This window comes from Streptomyces sp. NBC_00620 (assembly GCF_026341825.1).
Lineage (GTDB): Bacteria > Actinomycetota > Actinomycetes > Streptomycetales > Streptomycetaceae > Streptomyces.
The window spans coordinates 41,406-65,050 of the sequence record NZ_JAPENY010000001.1 but is presented as its reverse complement, the minus strand read 5'-3'; the positions used below and the strand labels follow the sequence as shown (position 1 = coordinate 65,050).

The window sequence follows — 23,645 nt, the reverse complement described above, 5'->3', positions numbered from 1 at the left end:
GACCGTTCGCGGGTAAGCGGCGGCGCCAGTTCGTGGGAGGGGCGAGTGCTGGCGCATGCCGCACGGGGGGTCGTCGTGGTGTTGGGCTGCCGCTGTGTCTGTCATGCCCATGGTGTGGATGCTGCCGACCATCGAAGAGATTGTTGGGCAGACCTACATGCCATCGTTCAGAGACGTCGGCAGACGCCGACGACGCTTGCGCCATGCGGTGACGAGAGGCGTCAGCGGGACGGCTTTCCTCACCGCGGCAGCCGTGTTGATGGGCCTGGTGCAGGCCGCACCGGCGACGGCTGACGTCACACCCGAGGAAGACCTCGGCTTCTACCGCAACAGTGTTGGCGAGGACCAGCGGCTCGACCGTTGCCTCGTCGGTGTGGCGCTGCACTACGGCGGCGCGAACATGAAGGCCAAGGCCATCGAGGGCCTGAAGGGCAGCAGCGAGGAGCTGTACGCGGTCATCGGGGACCGTGGCTGGATCGGGCTCGGGCCGTTGGGCCAGGCGTCGGACGCGGACAAGGAGGCCGGGCTCGACTACCGGGACGCCTCCAACGCTCGCACCGAAGCTCTCGATGCCGCCAACACGCCGTACGTCCAATCCGCGTACGCCAGCGACGACATGATGTGGGACCCGCCCGCGTTCGACGCGGACGTACGGCAGTTCACTCTGTTCACGCAGGAGGAGCTGGCCGGTCGGCTCGGCTGGGAGGGGCACAGCAACGCCAGTGCCGAGGCGATCGCCCGGGCCAAGGAGATCACCGAGGCGAACCAGGACCAGAACGAGTGGGCGGAGAACCTGGCCGCCGATGACCTGCTCCGGGATTCCGCTGTCAATCAGAAGCAGTACTCCGGCGGTACCACAGCCAGCGACATCGCCCTCTATCTCAAGTACGGCGGCTTCCCGAAGGAGGCGCCTGCCGAGGGCTCCGCCCAGTATCGGATCCTCGTCGAGGACCTCAAGCAGGCCTGGGCCGGCTGCGACTACCAGAACCCGGTCGACGTCCGGCGTGTGCTCAACGGTCCCCTGATGGCCGCGATGACGGAGTGGGAACTGGAGTACGCCTCTCAGGCGGCCCCGCGCGCCACGATCATCCAGGCCGAGGCGGACGCCGCCATCGCCACCCGTGAAGCCACGGACGACATGATCGAGGCCATCGGACAGGCCTGGCTGGCCGAACAGATCCTGACCTGGCGCAAGTACTGGCAAGACAGACTCGCCAGCGACCCCGACGCGCTCAGCCAGCCCGACCAGGCGCTCTACGACCAGGCCGACACCGACCTCGCCGCCGCCCGGGACAAGGCAGCCGTGCTGATCGCCTCGGCCGAGCAGCAGGCCGCCGCTGCCGCCACCGCGGCCCAGAAGGCGTCCACCGCGCAGCAGGAGGCGTGGGGCATCGCCGATGCCGACAACGTGCCGCGCGGCCGGGGCCTGATGTACGCCCAGCAGTCGGTCCAGGTTGCCCGAGCCTCCAGCGCGGCCGCCGAAGCCGCTGCCAAGGCGACGCGCACCGCCCTGGAAGCCGCCAAGGCGACCGTCGCCGACAGCGAGACCCTGCTGGCCAAGGCGCAGACCCAGTCGCACGCGGTGAACACCGAGTTCCGCCGCATCGCCGCCGAGGAGGCGGCCGCGCAAGCCAAGGCCGCCGCCGACACCGCCGACGCCGAGGCGAAGGCCGCCGCGGACAGCGCCGACACAGCAAAGGCCGCGCAGGCCACCGCCGAGCAGGCGGGCGAGGAGGCCCACGACGCCGCGGCGACCGCGCAGACCCAGCGTGCCACCGCCGAGCTGGAGAAGGCCACCGCCGTCGCCTCCCGCGTCAGCGCCGCCGCAGAGCGTGCCAAGGCGCAGGAGGCCGAGGTACAGGCGGCGACCCAGCAGACCGCCGCCGAGGAGGCCAAGTCGGCCGCCACGACGGCCGCCGGGACCGCCAAGGACAAGCGGACTGCGGCCGACGTCAAGGCCAAGGCCGCGGCCACCGCGCGTACGGCCGCCACGGTTGCGCTGCAGAAGAAGCAGGCCACGGCCGCGCGCGCCGCCGCGCTCCAGGCAGCCGCAACGGCCGCCGAGGGCACGGAGGCCGCCGCCGAGACCCGCGCGGCCGCCGACAAGGCCCGTACGGCTGCGACGGATGCCGCGACCGCCGCCACTGCCGCGCAGACCGCCGCCGATGAGGCCAAGGCGGCCGCGGTCAGCGCCCGTTCCGCCGCCACCAAGGCGGAAGCGGCTGCCGAACGCGCCCAGGCGAGCGCCGACGAGGCATGGTCGTCCTACCTGAAGGCGACCGGTGCTGCCGCCGACGCGCACGCCGCGGCCGCCACCGCGCTGGACGCCGCCCAGGACGCAGCCCTGCGCGCCGACAACGCTGCCACCGCTTCGGAGAACGCCACCGAGCTGGCGAAGAAGGCGGCCGAGGAGTCCTCCGCCGCGGGCATCGAGGCCGCGTCCGCGGTCACCACGGCCGCCACCGCGACCGGTCGCGCCTACGCAGCCGGACAGGCCGCGCTGGCCGCCCGCGACAGCGCGGGCCAGGCCATCGCCGCCGCCAACGACGCCGTGGCCATCGGCACTCCGTACCAGGAGAAGGACGCCTCGGCCGCGTTCGCCGTACTCGTCGGGCAAACGTCCAAGACCCTGGCGGAGCAGCAGGCCGCAGCCGCGGAGGCTAAGGCGGCAGAGGCCGCGGAAGCCGCCGAGGCTGCTCAGCTGGCGGCCGATCAGGCACTCGGGGACGCCAAGCTCGCCGCCGAGGCCGCCGCGCAGGCGGCGACCGACTCGGTGCGAGCGACCCAGGCCGTCGCCCGAGCCCAGGCGTCCGCGGCCGAGGCCCAGGACGCACAGCAGGCCGCGAAGAAGGCGTCCGAGTCCGCCTCTGGCTACGCCCAGCAGGCCGGTTCGGACGCCCTCAGCGCCCGTAACACCGCTGGTGAGGCGGGGACCGAGTCCACCCAGGCCGACAGGGAGGCCACCGAGGCCGAGCGCAGCGCCGCCCAGGCTGAGGAACTCGCCTCGCGGGCAGCCGGTGCCGCGAGCGACGCCGTGAACGAGGCGACCAAGGCCGAGCAGGACGCCAAGGACGCCGAGGCGAAGGCGGCCGACGCCGACGCCGACAGCAACGCGGCCGAGGACGCCGCAGCCCAGGCTGAACAGGAACAGCGCGAGCAGAACGAGGCCGAGCGGGAGGACGCCCTCCAGGACGGCAACACGCCGATCGAGGGGGGTTCCGCCAACTGGGCCGTCCTCGGCGAGCAGGAGAAGCAGATCCTCCTCGACGCGTGCGGCCAGACCTGTGTTGACGCGTACGAGGACGCGCTGACCGCCGTATCGGTCGATGTGGTGGACTGGACCGCCGCCAACGGCGGGCAGATCCTCCTCGACGAGTTCGGCACCGCCAAGGTCAAGCAGTGCCTGGCCCTGGACGGCACCGAGGACTGCCTGTGGTCCCTCGTCGACATCCCGTCCTCCGCGGTCATCGTCGGCCGGATCCCCGCCCTCGCCGAGGCCATCGAGAAGGTCAGCACCGGTATCCGGCAGATCTTCCTGGACGCCTACGGCGGACGGGCCAAGCTGGTCGAGCTGACCCAGCTCATCAGTGAGACCCGCAGCACGCCCCGCCGGGACCAGTGCATCGCCGGGGTCGCCCTGCACGTGGGTGGCGCCAGCATGAAGGCCAAGGCCATCGAGGGCCTGACCGGTACCGCCGCCGAACTGCACGCCATCGTCGGCGACAGTGGCCTGATCGGGCTCGAACCGCTCGGCCAGGCCAGCAGCGAGGACCGTACCGCGGCCTTCGTCTACCGGGACGCCTCGGCAGCTCGAACGTCCGGCCTCGAGGACGCCAACCGTCCGTATGCGCGCAGCTCGTTCAGTGACGAGATCTCGCTGCACGCACCCGAGTTCGACGCGGCCGTCCTGCAGTTCACCCTGTTCACACAGGAGGAGCTGGCCGGCCGCCTCGGTTGGGACGGGCACAGCAACGCCGGTGCCGAGGCCGTCGCGCAGGCCAAGAAGATCACCGAGGAGAACCGCGGCAAGGACATCTGGAACGACTGGGCCGCGGACGAGATGCTCCGCGACACGGCCGTCAACCAGACGAGATTCGCCGGCGGTACGACCGCCTCGGACATCGCTTCGTATTTGAGCCACGGCGGCTTCCTGAGCGAGGCCCCCGCCGCGGACTCGGCCGAGTTCCGCTACGAGGTGGAGAACCTCAAGCAGGCCTGGTCGTCCTGCGACCACCAGGACCCGGTCGACCCGAACAACGCCCTCGGCCTGGTCGTCTCCACGGCGACTGCCGAGTGGAACGCGGAGTACGCCTCCCAGGCAGCCCCGCGCGCCGCGATCCTGCAGGCGGAGGCGGACGCCGCGGCGGCCACCCGCGAGGCCACGGACGACATGGTCGAGGCCATCGGCCAGGCCTGGCTCGCCGAGCAGATCCTGCTCTGGCAGAAGTACTGGCACGACGAGCTGAAGACCAACCCGGACAGCCTCTTCAAGCCCAAGCAGGCGCTGTTCGACCAGGCCAACGCCGACCTCGCTCGCGCCCGCGGCAAGGTGCAGGCGCTGGCCACCTCGGCGAAGCAGCAGGCTACGGCCGCTTCGGCCGCCGCCACCCGCGTGGTGACCGCGCAGCAGCAGGCGTACGACATCGCGGACGCGAGCGACGTGCCGCGTGGCCGGGGCCTGAGCTACGCCCAGCAGTCGGTCCAGGTCGCCCGAGCCTCCGGGGCCGCCGCGACCGCCGCCGCCAAGGCGACCGAGACGGCCCTGAACGCGGCCAACGCCACGGTCTCCACCTCGCAGGCGCTGCTGGCGCTGGCGCAGACCGAGGCGCACGCGGTCAACACCGAGTTCCGCCGTATCGCCGCCCAGGAGGCCGCCGCCCAGGCGAAGGCCGCCGCGGACAGCGCCGAGGCGTACGCCACCTCCGCCGCCAACAACGCGGCCATCGCGAAGAAGGCCAAGGAGGACGCGGCCCGCGAGGAGGAGGAGGCCCGCCAGGCCGCCGCCGACGCGCAGCGGACCCGTGCCGTCGCCGAGCTGGAGCGCGCCAACGCGGCGGCCTACCGGGCCACCGCCGAGCACGAGCGGGACATCGCCGCCGGCCACGAGGCCGACGCCGTCGCCCAAGGCCGGATCGCGAGCGATGCCCGCGCCTCGGCCGAGGCGTCCGGCACGGTCGCCTCCGACAAGCGGGCGGTGGCCGAACAGGCCGAGAGGGGCGCCGTCGCCGCCCGCGACGACGCCCTGGAGGCGGAGCAGCGGCGCGACTCGCTGCTCGCGAAGGCCGCAGCCCTGGAGGCGAAGGCCGACGCCGACGAGGGGACGGACGCGGCCGAGGCGTCCCGTGCCGCCGCCACCGACGCCCGCTCGGCCGCGGACACCGCCACCACGGCGGCCACCAACGCCCGCGCGTCGGCGAACGCGGCCACGGCCGCCGCCGTCAACGCGCGTGAGGCAGCGACCCAGGCACAGGGCGCCGCGTCCCGGGCCCGGGCAGCGGCCGACGCCACCTGGGCGTCGTACCTGGTCGCCGCCGGTTCTGCCGCCAACGCGCACGTGAAGGCGGCCGAAGCCATCGACGCCTCGGAGGCGGCCGCGGCCGACGCGAAGGGAGCCAAGGAGGAGTCCGACAAGGCGAACACGGCGGCCAAGACCGCCAAGACCGAGGCCGCGGGCGCCCGTTCCGAGGCGCAGCAGACCGCGAACTGGGCGGCGGTGACCGTCGGCAAGGCCCAGGCGGCCGTGGCGTCCGCGCTCGCGGCCCGCGACTCCGCCGCCGCCGTGACCCGGCCGGCGCAGGAGGCGATCGCCCTCGGCACGCCTTACCAGCAGGAGGACAGCTCCGCCGCGTTCGCGGTCCTGACGGGGCAGTCGTCTCTGACGGTGGCCCAGCAGCAGGTGGCCGCCGCAACTGCCACGGCCGGTCTCGCCGAGGAGTTCTCGGCCGAGGCGAAGGCCCTGGCGGCACAGGCCGCGGCCGACATGAAGCTGGCCCTGGAGGCGTCGGCCGCCGCCGCCGCCGACGCGCTGCGCGCCGCCAAGGCGTACCAGCGGGCGCAGGCCTCGGCCAACCAGGCTGCGGCCGACGCCAAGGCCGCGCAGGGCTCGGCCGAACGCGCCGACGGCTACGCGATGTCGGCCGGTGAGGACGCGCTGGCGGCGAACTGGGCGGCGAACGAAGCCGAGCAGGACGCCGCCGCCGCCGACAACGCGGCGACGGAGGCGGAGCACGACGCCGCCCACGCCCGCGAGGTCGCCACCCAGGCGGAGGCCGACGCTGCCGCCGCCCGTACCACCGCCGACGAGGCGGAGATCGACGCGACCGCCGCCGAGAAGGCCGCCGAGGGGGCGCGCGACGCCGCCCAGGAGGCCCAGGACGCGGCGGACCGCACCGAGAAGGCGGAGAACGCCCAGCAGATCAGCGATGGCACCGTCCCCGACGGCGCCGACGGTTCGATCGGCGGCGTGTTCTACATCGTCGACCACATCGAAAAGGTCGGCGACCCGCAGGTCGTCAGCAAGACGGACGGATGCGACGGCTGGATCGACAATCTCTTCTACAACGGCGACTGCACCATCACCTCCAAGATCCGGTACGTGGCGGTCCTCGATCTGTACCTGTGCACCGCGCAGGACCTGGACCCGCAGAAGTACACCTGCCCGTCAGCGGAAACCACCTACATCGGCCAGATACGGACCGACGAACTGTCCCAGACGGTCACGCACACCATCACGATCGCGGAGTACCAGGAGGGCGTCGACCCGATCGACATCCTCTTCGGCAGCTGGATCAAGTGCGCCCAGAAGCTCACCCCGGGTGGGCAGAACGGAAGCGTGGGCGGTTGCGCCTGGGCTGCGGTGGATGTGGTGTCACTCTTCGCCGGCAAGATCATCCGTCCCATCGCGGATGCGCTGCGCGCCGTGGACGCCGCCTTCATCACCGGAGTCGGAGTCCGGGAGGCCTTCGCGGCGCTCAAGGCGCTCGACGGCGTCGACACGGCGGCCGTGGCGGCGATCGAGCGGGAGGTGGCCATCTACGAGGATCTGAAGACCGGCTGCCTGACCAACAGTTTCCCCGCCACCACTGAGGTGGTCCTGGCCGACGGCCGCCGCAAGGCGATCGGCGACGTACGGACCGGTGATCTGCTGCTGGCCTCCGACCCCGCGACCGGGGCGACCCGGGGCGAGGCCGTCACCCGTACCTTCCAGCACGGCGCCGCCGAGCTGGTCGACGTGACACTGGCCGAGGGCGGCCGTCTCACCAGCACCCCCGGGCACAAGGTCTTCGTATCCGGTCAGGGTTGGATCCTGGCCTCCGACCTGCGCCCCGGGGACACCCTGTCCACCCCGGACGGCACGCGCACCGTGCTGACCGTGAAGGACCGGCACGAGGCGGCTCCCCGGACCGTGTACGACGTGACCGTGTCCGGTCTGCACACCTTCTACGCGGTGGCAGGGGACAGCCCGGTCCTGGTCCACAACTGCAACGACCTCGTGTTCGACGGGCAGAAGTTCCCCGGTCTGGCCCACACTCTTGACGAGCACACGGCCGGGGCAGCCGCGGACGGGCTGGTCGATGCCGCCGAGGCCGCGCGGTTGGCCAACGCGAAGGGAGTGAACAGCGTGTTCGTCGACCAGGAGACCGCTCAGGCGGTCGTCGACTACGCGCTGGCCAAGAACGCCACCCGGATCAAGAACTGGCTCTCGAAGACCCGTGATCCGTGGTTGGAGTTCGAAGGCACCTTCAGCGGGAAGACCTCGCTCGGAACGGAGTACCGTGCCGGTGGAGCCACGGCGGCCACGGGCAACCGCTTCTACATCAAGCTCGTGCGCGTCGACAAGAACGTCAGTGGAAAGCACCCCATGGGTTTCTACGTCATGACGTGCTACCCGAAATGACGTGCTACCCGAAGGGAGTGCTCTGATGCCACGCTTCACGCCGTTCGACTTCGGGGTCACGCGGGTGATGTCCCTCTTCCATCAGGACTGGAAGCATGAGGGGGACACTCCCGCCGACGCCGTCGCCAACGACCTCGCACGGTCGGAGGACGAACACGTCCTGGCCGTACGCCGTGACGCACGGGCTCTCGACAGCCTCTCGTCCCCGGCGCTGGAGGTGCTCTGGGAAGCCGGCTGCCAGTACATGCCGGCCTTCGAGGATCTGGGGGGCGGAACGACGTGGACCCGCACGGTCGCCGGCCTGTGTGACGCCCGGCTGTCGGCGAACGCCACTGGGCACGTGCTCACGGGGGCGGACGCCGAGGACGGCACCGCCTGCCTCGACGCGGTCGTCGCCGAGATCGGGGAAGCACGGTTCCTCACGGCCGAGGTGCGGTCGGCGCTCACCGACTGCGCGCGCCACTGCACCCCGGACCTGGCGTTCCGGATCCTGCTGAGAGCCATGAGGTGCGCCCCCGAAGTCTCGCTGTCCGCAGCGCAGTACACGAGGCTGGAGGCGATCGGAGCGGCGATGCGGTACGGCGAGTTCCTCGTCGACAGCGTCAGGTACCAGGTCCAGGAACCCTGACGGCACGCAACACCTGACGGCCCATGGGGGCGGGCGGAGAACGGATCTCCGGTCGCCCCCATGGCATGTCCGAAGCGGCCGGAGACCGCCGACGCCGGTGGACTGCGCGGACGGTCACCGCCCGTTCAGGCGGATGTCATCTACCGGACCAGCAGTTCGACCGGTGAGGCGGCGGTCGCCTCCATGGCCTCGGCCCCGGTGATGCGGGCCACGTCGCCAGGCCCCAACTCCTGACCCGCCAGGCGCACTTCACCCCTTACCGGATGGACGTAGGCATACGGCGCGCCTGAGGGCGGCGGACGTGGAGGAGGGCGTCAACCCGATCGGCATCCTCTTCGGTAGCTGGCGGCCAGCTGGTTCGTCGCGGGCGTGATCTTCCGGACGGCGAAGGCCGCGGTGATGGCGATGGACGCCTCCATCAAGACGGGCGTCGGGTTCATGGCCGCCTTCCAGTCGCTCCGCACCATCGGTCTGATCGAGGCCGCCGTCCAGGGCATCGTCCGCCGGATCTTCCAGCGGGTCGGCGTGGCGTGCGAGGTGGCGGACGCCGCGACCCTCAAGGTCGCGTCGTACTCCGTCACGGCGGCGTCGTCCGACGACGAGATCGTCAAGAAGTGCCAGGAGATCCTCAAGGATCTCGTGAAGGACGGTGATCACATCGTCCTCGGTATCAACGTCGGCAAGAACAATCCCGGCTCGGACAATCTGGCCGGCGTCGTCGGAGGCCAGACCTTCAACGGCAAGCCGTACGACATCGAACTGCCCGCAAGCATGGGCATGGGGGAGCGCGCCATCTGGACGGTGGGCGTGGAGCGGGAGGTGAGCAACCCCAACGTGAAGATCACGGTGTCCCTGGACGGTGTCGAAGGCGCCAAGGACTTCAACCCCGCGCTGCAACTGCTTCTGGCACGAAGGGAGACGATCACGGGCAGCAACTGGGAGCTCATCCAGTCCACCGGCTGGGGAACCGCGTGGGAGATGGTCAAGTTCCGTACGGCAGTCCGGGGCGGGGATCGTAAGTGGAGTTCCATCGAGTGGCGAATGTACAACCCCGATACGAAGCAGTACGACGTCGTCAAGCCGGATCGCTTCACGTACGCCAACGGAACGCTGGTGCCCGACGAGTGAGAAGGAAGGAGTGGTCATGACGGATTTCGTCCGAGAGGGGCGGCTCTTCAGAGTGAGCGGGTTCAACCCCTCACACCGCCAGCTCTTCCTGACCAGTGAGGCCCTGCGCGAGGACCGGACCACGAAAGGGTCGAGGTCTATATCGGGCATGTGGAACTGATGTTCCTGAAGCCCTTCTACGGGAACGGGCTCCACATCCGGCGGGCGACCGCCGAGGAGTTCGCCGTGCTCAGCGAACGGCACGGCATTCCGGCGGAGGACGCCGCCTACACCTGGATGCTGGAGCGGGACGGCGACAGCTTCGTCGTCGGCGGCCACCCGTCCTGGCGGGAGGCGGAGTACGAGCTGATGGTTGACCGGACGTCGTTGTACGACGCGAGCAAGCCCTGGCCGCCGGAGTACCCGGTGGAATCGGGGCACGTCACCTGAGTGAAAAGGGAAGGGGCTTCCCCGGTGCACAGAGCACCGGGGAAGCCCCTTCGTTTCGCGTTCCCGCTCAGAGCCGGTCGAGCGGTGATGCGGTAACCGCAGTAGGTAGCCTTCGTTGGTGAGTTGGAACAGCCGATTACGCGTGTACGCAAATTGGATCGGTGATGTTGGCCATTCCCTCGCACTGACGTCTGTGGACAACTTCTCCGGGAACCGGAATTATGATGTCAGTCCAGCTTCTCCAACTGCGCCTCGATCGCCGCCTCCGGAATCGCGCTCTTCTCCGGCGTCAGCATGTTCACCCCGTAGAAAGCGGCGATCACCCCGCCCTTGCGGACGATGGTGAACGTCATCGGCACGGACTGTTTGCCGACGACGTTCGTGATGCGGTAGCCGACCGCCTCGTCGCCGAGGGACGGGTCCTTGAGCTGCCTCACGTCCTTGTACGTGAGGCCGAGCGTCTTGAAGCCGTCGCACTTCTTCAGGGAAGCGCGCAGGTCGGACATGACCAGTTTGGCGTTCTTCTCGGAATGGGAGGCGAGCCACATCGAGCCGATGGTGGCGTCGGTGGCCTCCGTGGGCGTCAGGGAGCGGTGTTCCACGCTCACCGCCTTGATGTGGGTGTAGCCGCCCGCGAGGCTGGCGATCGGCTGGCACGCGGCCTTGTCGGCCTTCATGTCCAAGCCTGCCTCGACGTCCGCCTTGGCGACCTGCTTGAACTCGAAGCCCTCGCCCTTCCCGGAGATTGTGGCGCTTTTCAGAGCTTTCGGGTCCATCGCGCCGATCCGCTTGGCCTCGGCGGCCTCCTTGGCCTCCGCGCTCGACGTCGCCTCCGCGGTCGGTGTGGCCTTCTTGCCGTCGGATTCTTTCGAATCGCTACTGCACGCGGATATCACCAGCAGGGCGGGAAGTGCGGCGACGACCGGGAGGACCCTTCGCAATCTCATGCTCATTCCTGACATTTCTCGCGGGGCGAAGCATTGGCGAAAGAATCTTACCGACGTAAAAGTCTTTTCCCTATTACGTTTTGACTACGCCGGTTCCGCCGCGCCTGCCAGACCCAGCAGCAGGATTCGAGTGAAGCTGCGTACCCACTCCTCGTCCGCGGGCTCCGCACTCACCAGGGTGCGGTGTACCACCGCGCCCGCCACCACGTCGAAGATGAGGTCGGCCGTGCGGGCCGCCGTGACGGGGTCCGTCTCCGGGGGGAGTTCGCCTCGGAGCTGGGCGCGGGCGCGGCCCTCCAGGACCAGGCGCTTCTGGCGGTCGACGATGGAGGTGCGGATGCGTTCGCGCAGGGGTTCGTCGCGGGTTGATTCCGCCACCACCGCCATCAGGGCGGTCTTCGCTTCCGGGCGGGACAGGATCGCCGCGAACTGGAGGACCACGCCCTCGATGTCGGCGGCAAGGCTGCCGCGGTCGGGGAGTTCGAGTTCGTCGAAGAGTTCGGCAACCGCGTCGACCACGAGCTCGTTCTTGCCCGCCCAGCGGCGGTAGAGCGTCGTTTTCGCCACCCCGGCGCGGGTCGCGACGTCTCCCAACGTGAGCTTGGACCAGCCCAGTTCGACCAGTGCGGCCCGCGTCGCCTCCAGGATCGCGGCGTCCGCGGCGGCGCTGCGTGGGCGCCCCGTCGTATGGGGGGCGGAAGTGCGACTCTGCATGTCAGTGACCATATCCGGCCGTCCTGCGCCGCTGGATCCGGCCGTGCCCGCCGTCTCGCGCACCCGTATCCGAGCGTTCCTGTGGAGCCGTGAGGCAGATCACCGGTGGAGCGCGGACAGCGAGGCGCTCGGGCAGTTACGCTACGACTCGTAGCGAAAGCTCGAACGCGGGTGACAACCGCACTGGCGTCAGGTGGGGACCCGGCGCCTAGCAGTACTCAGTGGGGACGAAAACTGGCCTGGCTTTCACTTGATTCTTGCGTGGATGCCCCGGCGTTCACGCCGGGGAAGAATCGCATCCTTGACCGGTGACGCTCCGCGTCACCGGTCAAGGTCGGGGGCGGAGTGTCCGTGTCGCTGTCCGGCGGGCCGGGAGATGCGTACGTGTGTGCGGGGTGGTCGCGAGGGTGGGTGGCTGTGTGCGAAGTCCGCTCGGGTGTGCGGGGTGGTGTCTAGGTTTGGGGTCGTGAAGCTGGTGGTGCAGGTGAAGCTGTTGCCGTCGCCGGAGCAGGTGGCGGCGTTGGAGGCGACCCTGCGTGCCTGCAACCGGGCTGCCGATCATGTCTCCCGCATTGCTTTCGAGACGGGCGTGAGGGACCGCAACGGGCTGCAGAAGCTGGTCTACGCGGACGTCAAGGCTGCGTTCGGGTTGTCGGCGCAGCCGGCGGTGCGGGTGGTGAAGAAGGTTGTGGATGCCTACAGCGCGCTTGCGGCGAGTCTGAAGGCCGGGCGGCTGGGTGGTCCGTCGTCGAAGCGGTACCGCAAGGCGGTCGGTTCGCCGGCCGTTTTCCGGCCGGAGGCGGCGCAGCCGTTCGACGACCGGTGTCTGTCCTGGCAGACGGACGTGCGCACGGTGTCCATCTGGACGGTGGACGGGCGGATGCGCGGCATCCCCTACACCGGTTCAGCAGACCAGCTGAACACGCTGGCCGGGTACCGCAAAGGCGAGTCCGACCTGGTCCGGCGGGGCGGCAAGTGGTTTCTGATCGCGACCTGCGACCTTCCCGATCCCGAGGTGTTCGAGCCGGTGGACTGGGTCGGTGTGGACCGTGGCATCGTCAACCTGGCCACCACCTCCGACGGCACCAACTACCAGGGCCGACGGCTGGCCCGCTACCGGCGCTGGCAAGCCCGCAAACGCGCTGAACTCCAGGCCAAGCGGACCCGTTCGGCCACCCGTCGCATGGCCCGCCGGGCGAAGAAAGAGCAGCGCCATGCCACTCACCTGAATCACGGCATCAGCAAGGAGATCGTGTCCGTCGCGCAACGCACCGGTCGCGGGATCGCCGTCGAGCTGCTGGACGGGATCCGGGACCGGGTACGGCTTCGCCGCGACCAGCGGGGCGCGTTCTCCTCATGGCCGTTTCACCAGTTGGGACAGCACCTCGCCTATAAGGCAAAGATGGCCGGGGTGCCGTTCCTGGAGGTGGATGCGGCTTACACCTCGCAGCGCTGCCCGCGCTGCGGGCACACCGAGAAGGCCAACCGGCCTGACCGGGACCACTTCTGCTGTCGTCGGTGTGGCCTCGCTGGGCCCGCCGACCACGTCGCCGGGGTCAACGTGCGCAACCGCGCACGCTCGGCGTGGGTGTTCGTCACCGCACCCGTCCCCGCACCGGCCTGAACAGGCCGAACCGTGGGGAGATGCGCCCCGTGACCGTCCCGTCGTAGGGGACAGTCGGGAGCGCGACAAGGTGTGAACGACCGAGTGCACAAGCTCGGCCGTCCACGGCCGAGAAGATGACAAGGCTTTTCACACACGCGCACGGGAAGGGGGAAGATGTACTCATGCAGCCACGGAACATGTCCATGAGCGGAGTCGTCGACCTCGCCGCGGTGAAGGCGGCCCAGGAGGCCAAGGCGAAGGCGGAGCAGGCGCGCGCCGAAGCGGCCAGGCAGGGTGGCGGGGGTGTGAGCGGGGGCGTTTCCCCCGCCAGCCTTGTCATCGATGTCGACGAGGCCGGGTTCGAGCGCGACGTCCTGCAGCGCTCCACCGAGGTCCCGGTCGTCATCGACTTCTGGGCCGAGTGGTGTGAGCCGTGCAAGCAGCTCAGCCCGGTGCTCGAGCGGCTGGCCGCCGAATACAACGGACGCTTCGTTCTTGCCAAGATCGACGTCGATGCCAATCAGATGCTGATGCAGCAGTTCGGGATCCAGGGGATCCCGGCCGTCTTCGCGGTGGTCGCCGGGCAGGCGCTGCCGCTCTTCCAGGGTGCGGCGGGCGAGGCCCAGATCCGCGGGACCCTGGACCAGCTCGTGCAGGTCGCCGAGGAGCGCTTCGGGCTGACCGGCCTGGTCGTCGACCCGGACGCCGAGCCCGGGAGCGCCCCGGTGGAGGCTGCCGAAGCACCGGCCGGACCGTACGACGCGCTCCTCGAGGCCGCCGTACAGGCCCTGGACGCGGGCGACTTCGGCGGTGCCGTACAGGCGTACAAGAACGTGCTGAGCGACGACCCGGGCAACACGGAGGCCAAACTCGGTCTTGCCCAGGCCGAGTTGCTCCAGCGGGTGGCCGGCGCCGATCCGCAGCAGGTGCGCAAGGACGCCGCTGAGAAGCTGGGGGACGCGCAGGCGCAGATCGCCGCCGCCGACCTGGATCTCGTGGGTGGGCATGTCGAAGACGCTTTCGGGCGGCTCATCGACACGGTGCAGCGCACGGCGGGCAGCGACCGGGATGCCGTACGACTGCGGCTGCTGGAGCTCTTCGAGGTGGTCGGCGCCGACGACCCGCGGGTGATCGCGGCGCGCAGGGCGCTGGCCCGGGCGCTGTTCTGACGGGTGCTCCGACAGGTTCTCTGACCTGTTGCTAAACGCCAGGTCGTGTGATGCCCGGGTGAAAGATGTGCCGACGGAGCGAGAAGTGGCCGCGCTTTACCAAATCTTGGTAAACGCGGCCGCTGTTACTTGGAGTAAGTCGAGGGCGTTGTTCTGTCGGATTCTGTCCGAGGATCAACCGGTGTGTCACCCACCTTGGCGCCACCCTGCGTTGTCGACCGATACCGACGGGTCGTTGTTCGGTTATCCGCCCGTTACTAGCCAGTAACGAACCCCCTTGCGGGGGCGGCGAGAATGCACCACGATCGGCGACGCTCGGTCCATTACCCCCTACCCCGACAGCCAATCGGGTCAAGGGGTTTTCTGGGTCCCCACCGAGTAGGGACGGCGACAGTGGTGCCGTCTCTTGGGCAGGGGGGTCTTTGCCGTTCGGCAGAGCCTGTCCAGCAGGTTGTGCGTGATGTGCGTCAGGCGCGACCAGTGGTTGTCGCTCGGGGGTGATCGCCAGTGATTCGGGCTCGGTTTGCGCCTGAAAGTACGGGCGCTCTCCTTCCCGAGGACGTAGCACTTCTCCCATCCCTGCCCGGCTGGGCCGCTACAACGGGGCAGTCAGGGCCAGGAGATGTACGTCCGAGAAGGAGGAAATATGGAGTCCCAGGTGCGTGGCGGGACAAGATGGAAGCGCTTCGCTGTGGTCATGGTGCCCAGCGTCGTCGCGGCCGCGGCCGTGGGTGTCGGGCTTGCGCAGGGTGCGCTGGCCGCGTCGTTCAGCGTGTCCGGCCAGCAGTTCAAGGTGCATGTCGACAAGCTGCACGGTGACGGTTTCGCCCAGTACGGTGGCATGGACACCGTCTACACCTCGACCGCAGGTGACAAGCAGACGCAGGTTCCCGTCGCCATCTCGTCGTTCGACGACGCGACCCTGACCAATATGTGCCAGTCGGTTAAGACGACGATCCCTGTCATAAACAAGACGATCTACCTTCGTCTTGACGCGGGGGCCGACCCGAAGAACCCGGTCAAGGCACACAATCTCTACATCGACATGTCGCAGCTCGACGCCGATGCGACGTTCACGAACATCGACATCGGTGTTGCCCTTCAGGACAAGACCCGTGGTCCTGCCGTGAAGGACACGAAGACGACGCTGCCGGGCGGCTTCGCCCAGCAGGCGGAGTCGGCCGACCTGTCGGACGTCGATCAGACGGCGTGGGCGACCTCGGCCGGCACCTTCAAGCTCAGTGGCCTGAAGATGCGCCTCGGCACGAGTGCGGACATGGAGTGCTTCTGACGGCTGCGGCCGTGAGAAGTGACCTTGGACAGCTGAGCTGACCAGGGGGGCGGGGAAGCCTGTGCTTCTCCGCCCCACATGCCCAGCCCGACGCCCGACGGCGGACAACAAACTCAGACTTTCCGGCTTCTCCACGCCAACGGCCGAGCCGGTACGTACTTCAACCGGACCCAGGGAGCTGTTTTCCATGAGTGCCGAGACTCCGGTCCAGAGCGCCGGGTACTTCACCCACGCGCGTCTGCGATTCCGGGCCTGGCGGGGCGCCCGGCCGTTCTGGGCGGGTCTGTTCACCCTGCTCGGCGGTGTGCCGATCGCCTACTTCCCGTACGCCACCCTCAAGTTGGGCACCATGTCGGTCGCCATGGCGACCACCGCGGGTGCCGGCTCCCTCATCATCGGCGTACTGCTGTTCACGCTCGGCCTGACGATGTGGTTCCAGCAGGCCACACGCATCTTCGCCGGCGTCGCGGCGATCGTCCTCGCCCTGGTGTCCCTGGTGGTCTCCAACATCGGCGGCTTCATCGTGGGCTTCCTGCTGGCGATGCTCGGCGGCGCGCTCTCCGTCTCCTGGATGCCCGCCGACGCGTCGGCCGACGGCACGAAGGCCAAGCGGTCCCGTAAGCACGCGGGGTATGCGAAGGAAGCGCCCGCTCCCGCCGAGGCCGATGCCGCAGGCACGACCGACGCGGGCGCGCCGGAGTCGGACCAGCACCTGCCCGAGAGCGCCTCTGCCGACAACGGCAATGGGGGGTACCGTGCCGACTGACGAGGTGTCCCAGGGTGACTCCGAGGCTCAGCCCCGTGTGAGAACCGGGCCGCGTCACGCCGCTCCCAAGAAGCCGCTGTCCACCAGGTTCCACATGCCCGCCGGTAAGGCGATAGCCTTCGCGGCCATGCCGACCGCCGTCCTCATGGGCATAGGTCTCACGCCGACGCTCGCCAACGCCGAGGACCAGCCGACCACCTCGAAGAGTCTGACGGCCGAGGAGTACCAGGCCTGCGTCGAGCTCCTGGACGGGGCCGAGGACGGCACGGACGCGTCCGCCAGCGCGACGCCGTCCGCCTCGGCGAGCGCTTCGGAGTCCGCGGACGAGACCGAGCCGAGCCCTTCGGCCACGGCGACCTCGGGTGAGGGCGACACCTCTTCGTCGGATTCAGGTTCCGACGACGAGGCCGAGCCCACCCCGTCGGCGTCCGCGACCAAGACGTCCGAGAGCAGCGACAGCAGCGCGGACACGGTTACGGCGACCCCCTCGGCGTCCGAGACCAGCAGCAACCCGCTGGACCCGCTGGGCATCGGCGACGCCATCAAGGACATCCTCACGCCCGACGAGACGGCGAGCGCCACCCCCACGCCGTCCGCCAGCGCCTCGGCGAGCGCGAGCGAGGACACGTCGGGCAGCGACAGCTCCGGCACCGTCAAGGACACGGCCGACAAGGTCACCGAGACGGTCGAGGACACCGTGAAGGACGCCACCGACACGGCGTCCCAGGCGGCCGAGGACAGCGCGGAGGCGGCCAAGGAGGCGGCGGACGAGGCCACTTCGTCGGCCAGCCCCAGCCCGTCCGCGAGCGCCAGTACGGACGCCGCCGACTGCCCGATCTCCACCGACGAAGAGGGCAACGTCGACAACCCGGTGATCCTGCCCAACGATCCCTGGTACCTCAACGCCAGTTCCCTGCTGCTCAAGGGTGCCGACTACCAGGGTGTCGTGAAGGTGAAGACCGCCGACGGCACGGTCAAGAGGGTCCTGAAGTACGTGATCTCCGACGGCACCGACATCGGCGATCTGCACCAGACGGTGATCGACAAGCATGCGGGCGCGACCTACCACGTCCAGGCGGACGAGGGCACGACGTCCACCATCCGTGACGGCGACACGGTCATGTACACGGAGAGCATCTCCGGCAAGCTGTTCGGCCTGATACCGATCACGTTCGACCCGGACAACCCGCCCCCGCTGAACATCCCGCTGATCTACTTCACCGACGTGAAGGTCGTCCAGGCCGGCCAGTTCGGCGGAACGCTGACCATCCCCGGGATGAGCACGTACCAGACCGAGGACTGAGCACGGCCCAGAGCCCATCCGGGAGCCGCACATAGGGCTGTGGCCCGGTTCTTCCGCTCACGCGGAGGTGCCGGGCCACAGTCATTGCGGGTCCTCTGCCCCCGGGCCACTCCTTTAAAGGCTGTTTACAACTTTCACAACTTCCCCATAGAGTGAATTTGCCGTGAGCATGACCAGCCACGGCACGGGGGCGGCACCGGGGAAAGCATGACCAGCGCGCGATGCGCTGGGGCGTGTGCGCGTGCGTGTCCCCCGCCGACCTCATCAGCGAGGGGCATCACTCCATGTTCACTCTCGTCAGCCGCTCGGTACGCCGGGCGGCGGTGCTCGCGGCCGCAGTCGCCGTGACCGCCGCACTGGCGGTGACGACGGCGACGGTCGCACAGACCTCGCCCTCCGCGCCGGACTCCGCAGAGGCCGCGCACACCGACCAGGCGCCGCTGGTCCAGCAGGCGGCCGCCGACGGTACAGGCCTCTTCCCGCTCATCGGCCTCGACAAGAACGGCCGTCTCTTCGATCACGAGGCCAAGGGCACCGGTGGTTTCGCGGCCAAGTTCGACCTGGGTGGCGGCTACGCCGGTGCGACCCTGCTCGCCCAGGCCAACATCTCGAACAACCTGACAGGTACCGACCTGTACGCCGTGATCGACGGCACGCTGTACTACACCGCCGAACGCGGCAACGACACCAAGGTGCTCGGAACCGGCTGGGACCAGTACACCCTGCTCATCTCCGTGGGCAACATGGGCGGCACCGCCCACCCTGACTTGCTCGCCCGCGACACGACCGGCGCGCTCTGGCTCTACCAGGGCAAAGCCGACGGCACGTTGTCCACCAGAGTGCTGGTCCGCTCAGTCGGCTGGAACGGCATGGACAAACTCGCCGGCCGGGGTGACTACACCGGCGACGGCAAGGCCGACGTGATCGCCCGATCCACGGCTGGTGCCCTCTACGTCTACCCGGGCAGCGGCACCGCCACGGCCGAAGCGGTGTTCGCCAACACCCGCTACATCGTGCCCGCTCCCACCGGCGGGGCGTGGGCGGACTACACCAATCTCGTCTCTGTGGGCGACAACGATGGCGACGGCAAGACCGACCTGATCGGCGTGGACAGCGCGGGCGTGCTGTGGCTGTTCAAGGGCACCGGCACGGCCACGGCCCCCTTCGCACCGCGCACGCAGATCGGCGGCAGTGGCTGGGGTTACAACCTGCTCTTCTGAGTAGTTCCGGCCAGCCCCTTCGCCCCCCAACTTCCTCTCAGCAGAACGGCTGACACTTCCGCATGCGTACACACGCACGTCCGGTTGCGCAGAGACGCCGGACCATGTTCCGCCGGGCCCCGGGCAAATGGTCCCGGCTCCTGACCACCACGGCCCTGGCCACCGCCACCGCGATCGCCATCACCGGCGGCCAACTCCCCAGCCTGGACCGCCAACAGGCCGCGGCCACCACTGACGACCCCACCGTCCCGACCCTCTTCGACCTGGAGAACACCCAGCAGGTCCGCGAGGACCAGTGCCTCCTCAACGGTGTCTTACGCAAGGGCGGTCCGGCGACGAAGGAGGTCGCACGGGCAGGACTCAGCGGCACGGAAGCGCAGCTGCACACGGCTGCCAATCGGGAGTACTGGACCGCCACGCCGCTTGCCACGTCCTACAAGACGGACCGGGCAGTGGCCGACACCAAGCTGGATGAGCTCGCCGGCCGCCCAGACGTGTGGGAGGAATCCCTCGCGATTCCGTCCATGAGCACACCGCCGGGTTATACGAAGACCGGTTTCGAGTGGGTGGAGAGCGACGCCAATCCCTTCGACACGATCAATCTGAGCAGCTGGGTAGCCGCCCAGTACTGGAAGCGTGACAGCGACCTCTACACCGACTCCCACCCCATGGCGAGCCAGGAGTCCGTCGACGCGGCCACGGCGATCTACAACGCCCGCTACGACGAGGACGCGCACGAGGACTACGAGGACCGCCAGGCTTGGGAGTCCATGCAGTTCATGCATGGCATGTACGCCGATGACGCGCGCCTTTTCCTCCAGTACGGCGGATTCCCCACCACCGCTCCCGACCCGGACTCGATGGAGTTCCGGATCGACGTCGAGAACCTCAAAGCCCGGTTCGCGTCCTGCGCATATACCAACCCGCCGGACCCGCATGAGGTGCTGGGCACCGAGCTGGCCGTGGCCGCCACCGAGTGGCAGGACGAACTCGCCGGCCAGAAGAGCCAGCGGGACGCCATCATCAAGGCCGAGACCCAGGCCAACGCCGATCTGTCGATGGCCTCGCAGGCGCTCGGCGAGGCGCTTGCCCAGTCGCTGATCGCCGACCGGCTGACCGACTGGCAGGCGTACTGGACCAAGCAGAAGCCGGCCGACCACCCCATCTTCTACCCCACGGCGGCTGAGTTCGCCCAGGTCAAGAAGTGGATTGCGAACGCGCAGGGGCGTGCCTCGGGTCGTCTCTTCGTGGCGTCCCGCGCCGCGCTCTCCGCCAAGGCGCAAGGGGCGAAGGTCACCAAGGCGCAGACCGAGGCGTACGCCATAGCCGATGCTGCCGGTCTGCCGCGCGGCAGGGGTCTGATGTACGGGCAGCAGGCCGCGCAGGTGACCATGGCGTCAGCGGCGGCCGCGCAGGCGGCGGCGAAGGCCACGGAGACGGCGTTCAACGCCACCCGCGCCTCGGCCGCCGACAGCAAGACGCTGAACGCGCTGGCCAACACCCAGGCGCATGCCGCGAAGGCCGAGTTCCGGCGCAAGGCCGCCGAGGAGGCTGCCGCCCAGGCGAAGGCCGCTTCGGAGGGCGCCGCCGCGCAGGCCGCGGAGGCCGCGAAGCACGCGTCCGAGGCGAAGGCCGCCGAGAACAGGGCCAAGGCCGCTGAGCAGACCGCGAAGAACGCGGCGGCGGACGCCAAGACCAAGCGGCAGAAGGCCGAGACCGAGCGCGACTACGCCAAATCGCAGAAGGAACTGGCCGAGAAGGAACGCAAGAAGGCGCAGGACGCCGAGGCGATCGCTCAGTCCCAGCGTCAGGTCGCGGCCGACAAGCTGACCGCGGCCCAGACAGCGGGGAAGACGGCGTCCGATCGGAAGGACGACGCCCTGGCCGCCGAGAACAAGGCAGCGAAGGCACGTGACAAGGCGCTCGAAGCCGAGAGCGACCGGGACACCGCGGCTGCCAAGGCCGCAGCGCTGGAGGCCAAGGCCGAGGCGGACGAGGGCACATCGGCGGCCGAGGCGTCACGGAAGGCGGCCACCGACGCGCGGGCCGCGGCCGACGGCGCCACCACGGCCGCGACAAAGGCTCGCCAGGCGGCCGACGACGCGACTCAGGCGGCAGCCGATGCACGAGCAGCCGCGACCCGCGCCCAGGGCGCGGCCAAGCGCTCCCAGTCGGCGGCCGACGGTGCCAAACGTGACGTGGCCATCACCAATGCAGCCGTGACGAAGGCTCACGCTGCCGCCGCCGACGCCATCGACGCGTCCATGGCGGCGAAGTGGAACGCGATCGCGGCGAAGTCGGAAGCAGAGACGGCCCAGAAAGCCGCCGTGAAGGCCAAGGGCGACGCACTGGTCGCGCGCTCCGAAGCCGTGCTCGCAGGCGCCGACTCGATTCGCGCAGCGGGGCACGCCTACTCCACCGCGCAGGCCGCTACGGCAGCCCGTGACTCGGCCGCCCAGGTCGTCAAGCCGGCCAACGACGCCATCGAGCTCGGTTCCCCGTACGCGGAAACCGACTCCTCGGCGGGCCTCGCCGTGCTGACAGGTCAGGCTTCCAAGACGGCGGCCCAGCAGCAGGCCGCGCTGGCCAACGCCAAGGCGGCCGAGGCGGCGAAGGCCGCGGCGCTGGCCAAGACAGTGGCCGCCCAGGCGGGTGCCGACGCGAAGGCGGCGGCGCAGGCAGCGGCCGACGCGGCCGGATACGCGGCGAGTGCGACCAAGTCCGCGGCCGAAGCCCAGGCTTCGTCCGACGCTGCGGCGGCCTCCGCCAAGGCGGCGAAGAAGTCGGAGGCCAACACGGTCGAGTACGACCGGCAGGCCACCGAGGATGCCGCGGCGGCGCAGAGGGCGGCCGACTCGGCCGGCGGGTACGCGTCGGACGCCGACTCGGCGGCCACGGACGCCGAGCGGGACGCGGCGAGCGCCCGAGGCGCGGCAACCGCGGCAGAGGCCGACGCGGGCACCGCGCGTGATGTCGCCGACCAGGCCGAGGCCGATGCGACCGTGGCCGAGAAGGCTGCGGCGAACGCCCAGCAGTCCGCCAAGGAGGCCCAGGACGCAGCCACCCGCACCGAGAACGCCAAGGCCCGCGAGGACCTGACCAAGGGGGGTGCCACTGGCATCGGCGGCCTTTTCACCAGGCAGAAGGTCACGCCGCTCGGTGACCCGGTGGCGATGAACGAATGTGTGCTGGACGGCACCCCCTGGGACAGCTGTGACGTCAAGTTCAAGATGCGGTACGACCTGAAGGTCGACTTCTACCTGTGCCAGGGCTCGACCGACCTCGAAGTATCCGCGTCAACCTGCCCGACCGAGAACGTGACCTGGCTCGGCAGCGAGACGTACGAGGACCAGACGGCCTACATGACGAAGACCTTCACCACCTGGGACGTAACCAAGATGGTGGACAGGATCTTCCTGAACGTCCTGTGGGACATCTTTGTCCAGGACTTCATCGACTGCTCCAAGGGCGATGTCAGCGGCTGTGCCTGGGCGGCGAGCAACTTCGTCCCGGGCAAACTGATCGAGGACGCGGCGTTGGCGCTACGCGGCTTGGACGCGGCGCTGAAGACCGGGGTCGGGGTGGGCGACGCGATCAAGGCTCTGAAGAAGCTGGACCTGGACCCGCAGGTGCTGGCGGCCATAGAGCTGCAGGTCAACATCCTTGAGGACGCCCTCACTGCATGCAGGGTCAACAGCTTCCCCGGCAGCACCCAGGTGCTGATGGCGGACGGCTCACGTAGGGCGATCAGTGAGATGCGGGAGGGCGACCGACTGTTGGCGAGCGACCCCGAAACGGGGGAGCTGCGGCCCCAGCCGGTTACCGATACATTCCGGCACGACACCGAGCGACTGGTGGACATCACTGTGGCCGGCGATGGTCGGCTCACCAGCACAGTGGGTCACAGGTTCTACGTCACCGGCCGTGGCTGGACGGTGGTTTCCGACCTGCGTCTGGGCGACCGGTTGCGAACTCCGGATGGTTCCGTGCAGCCCGTGACGGCTTTGCGGGATCGTTCGGGCCTGGCTCCGCGCGAGGTCTACGACCTGACGGTGGGTGGTCTGCACACGTTCTTTGTGCGTACCGACGGGGTACGGCCGCAGGACGTTCTCGTCCACAACTGCTTGAACATCGTCGGTGACGAGGGTGTTAGCGGCGCTCACACCCTGAGGGATCACGTGATCCCCGACGCAGCTGCGCAACTGAGGGCGGACAAGTATGGAATCGCGACGAAATGGAGGGACCAGGAAACGGCCGCACGCGCCATCGACAAGGCGTTCCAGCAGTGGGTCACGCGGGGGAGCAACGCCAAGACCCTGGCGAACTGGATGACCAAGCAGGCTCAGCGAGGAGGCGCCTTCGATCCCACCATCGACCTCAAGGAGATCCGATGGCAGGTCAGGGACGAAGGTCAACTCGGCACGGTGTTCCGTCGCGACGGCTCCGGAGGTGTCCCGACCGGCAATACCGTGGTGATCCAGCTGAAGTACGTCAAGACACATGCACAGAAGTTCGTCGTCTACACGTCCTACCCGGAGTAAGAAAGC

General features: G+C 69.3%; 12 protein-coding genes and 2 pseudogenes. 11 read left to right on the top strand and 3 right to left on the bottom strand.

The window, feature by feature from the left end:
- Positions 1 to 208: 208 nt before the first annotated feature.
- Both OG246_RS00265 and OG246_RS00260 read left to right on the top strand, forming a co-directional pair.
- Positions 209 to 7,897: a polymorphic toxin-type HINT domain-containing protein gene (locus OG246_RS00265; RefSeq protein WP_266454147.1), complete on the top strand. Its 7,689-nt coding sequence runs from the start codon at positions 209 to 211 to the stop codon at positions 7,895 to 7,897.
- A 25-nt stretch (positions 7,898 to 7,922) separates the two neighbouring features.
- Positions 7,923 to 8,525, top strand: coding sequence for a hypothetical protein (locus tag OG246_RS00260; protein WP_266454145.1), 603 nt, complete (start codon positions 7,923 to 7,925; stop codon positions 8,523 to 8,525).
- A 140-nt stretch (positions 8,526 to 8,665) separates the two neighbouring features.
- On the opposite strand, the pseudogene OG246_RS00255 reads toward OG246_RS00260, so the two are convergent.
- A pseudogene (locus OG246_RS00255) lies at positions 8,666 to 8,797 on the bottom strand (pirin family protein); the annotation flags it as partial.
- A 97-nt stretch (positions 8,798 to 8,894) separates the two neighbouring features.
- Between OG246_RS00255 and OG246_RS00250 the strand changes: the two are divergent.
- Positions 8,895 to 9,653, top strand: a complete 759-nt coding sequence (locus OG246_RS00250; protein ID WP_266454143.1) for a polymorphic toxin type 27 domain-containing protein — start codon at positions 8,895 to 8,897, stop codon at positions 9,651 to 9,653.
- A gap of 16 nt (positions 9,654 to 9,669) precedes the next feature.
- Positions 9,670 to 10,082, top strand: a pseudogene (locus OG246_RS00245) (hypothetical protein).
- 227 nt (positions 10,083 to 10,309) lie between these two features.
- Here the strand turns inward: OG246_RS00245 and OG246_RS00240 are convergent.
- Both OG246_RS00240 and OG246_RS00235 read right to left on the bottom strand, forming a co-directional pair.
- On the bottom strand, positions 10,310 to 11,029 hold the full coding sequence (locus tag OG246_RS00240) for a hypothetical protein (RefSeq protein ID WP_266454141.1): 720 nt from the start codon (positions 11,027 to 11,029) through the stop codon (positions 10,310 to 10,312).
- An 84-nt stretch (positions 11,030 to 11,113) separates the two neighbouring features.
- On the bottom strand, positions 11,114 to 11,743 hold the full coding sequence (locus OG246_RS00235; RefSeq protein ID WP_266454139.1) for a TetR/AcrR family transcriptional regulator: 630 nt from the start codon (positions 11,741 to 11,743) through the stop codon (positions 11,114 to 11,116).
- A gap of 466 nt (positions 11,744 to 12,209) precedes the next feature.
- Here OG246_RS00235 and OG246_RS00230 point away from each other — a divergent pair, with 466 nt between their 5' ends.
- The 7 genes from OG246_RS00230 to OG246_RS00200 all read left to right on the top strand — a co-directional run bounded on the left by OG246_RS00230 (position 12,210) and on the right by OG246_RS00200 (position 23,639).
- Positions 12,210 to 13,367, top strand: coding sequence for a transposase (locus OG246_RS00230; protein ID WP_266454137.1), 1,158 nt, complete (start codon positions 12,210 to 12,212; stop codon positions 13,365 to 13,367).
- Positions 13,368 to 13,531: 164 nt separating this feature from the next.
- Positions 13,532 to 14,518 carry a tetratricopeptide repeat protein gene (locus OG246_RS00225; RefSeq protein ID WP_266454136.1) on the top strand — a complete coding sequence of 329 codons (987 nt, stop codon included), beginning with the start codon at positions 13,532 to 13,534 and terminating at the stop codon, positions 14,516 to 14,518.
- A gap of 646 nt (positions 14,519 to 15,164) precedes the next feature.
- On the top strand, positions 15,165 to 15,809 hold the full coding sequence (locus OG246_RS00220; RefSeq protein ID WP_266454134.1) for a DUF6230 family protein: 645 nt from the start codon (positions 15,165 to 15,167) through the stop codon (positions 15,807 to 15,809).
- Between the two features lie 187 nt (positions 15,810 to 15,996).
- Positions 15,997 to 16,575, top strand: coding sequence for a DUF6114 domain-containing protein (locus OG246_RS00215; protein ID WP_266454132.1), 579 nt, complete (start codon positions 15,997 to 15,999; stop codon positions 16,573 to 16,575).
- Positions 16,553 to 17,878, top strand: coding sequence for a hypothetical protein (locus OG246_RS00210; protein ID WP_266454130.1), 1,326 nt, complete (start codon positions 16,553 to 16,555; stop codon positions 17,876 to 17,878). The genes OG246_RS00215 and OG246_RS00210 overlap by 23 nt, the downstream gene beginning before the upstream one ends.
- A 284-nt stretch (positions 17,879 to 18,162) precedes the next feature.
- Positions 18,163 to 19,098: a VCBS repeat-containing protein gene (locus OG246_RS00205; protein WP_266454128.1), complete on the top strand. Its 936-nt coding sequence runs from the start codon at positions 18,163 to 18,165 to the stop codon at positions 19,096 to 19,098.
- A 104-nt stretch (positions 19,099 to 19,202) separates the two neighbouring features.
- Positions 19,203 to 23,639 (top strand): polymorphic toxin-type HINT domain-containing protein, encoded by a 4,437-nt coding sequence (locus OG246_RS00200; RefSeq protein WP_266454127.1) that lies wholly within the window; start codon positions 19,203 to 19,205, stop codon positions 23,637 to 23,639.
- The last annotated feature ends 6 nt before the right edge of the window (positions 23,640 to 23,645 follow it).

What these genes read in the sequence shown, in the direction of transcription:
- OG246_RS00260 (WP_266454145.1), top strand. Translation starts at nt 7,923, where the DNA reads ATGCCACGCTTCACGCCGTTCGACTTCGGGGTCACGCGGGTGATGTCC.
- OG246_RS00240 (WP_266454141.1), bottom strand. Translation starts at nt 11,029, where the DNA reads ATGAGATTGCGAAGGGTCCTCCCGGTCGTCGCCGCACTTCCCGCCCTG.
- OG246_RS00235 (WP_266454139.1), bottom strand. Translation starts at nt 11,743, where the DNA reads ATGCAGAGTCGCACTTCCGCCCCCCATACGACGGGGCGCCCACGCAGC.
- OG246_RS00225 (WP_266454136.1), top strand. Translation starts at nt 13,532, where the DNA reads ATGCAGCCACGGAACATGTCCATGAGCGGAGTCGTCGACCTCGCCGCG.
- OG246_RS00220 (WP_266454134.1), top strand. Translation starts at nt 15,165, where the DNA reads ATGGAGTCCCAGGTGCGTGGCGGGACAAGATGGAAGCGCTTCGCTGTG.
- OG246_RS00215 (WP_266454132.1), top strand. Translation starts at nt 15,997, where the DNA reads ATGAGTGCCGAGACTCCGGTCCAGAGCGCCGGGTACTTCACCCACGCG.
- OG246_RS00210 (WP_266454130.1), top strand. Translation starts at nt 16,553, where the DNA reads ATGGGGGGTACCGTGCCGACTGACGAGGTGTCCCAGGGTGACTCCGAG.
- OG246_RS00205 (WP_266454128.1), top strand. Translation starts at nt 18,163, where the DNA reads ATGTTCACTCTCGTCAGCCGCTCGGTACGCCGGGCGGCGGTGCTCGCG.
- OG246_RS00200 (WP_266454127.1), top strand. Translation starts at nt 19,203, where the DNA reads ATGTTCCGCCGGGCCCCGGGCAAATGGTCCCGGCTCCTGACCACCACG.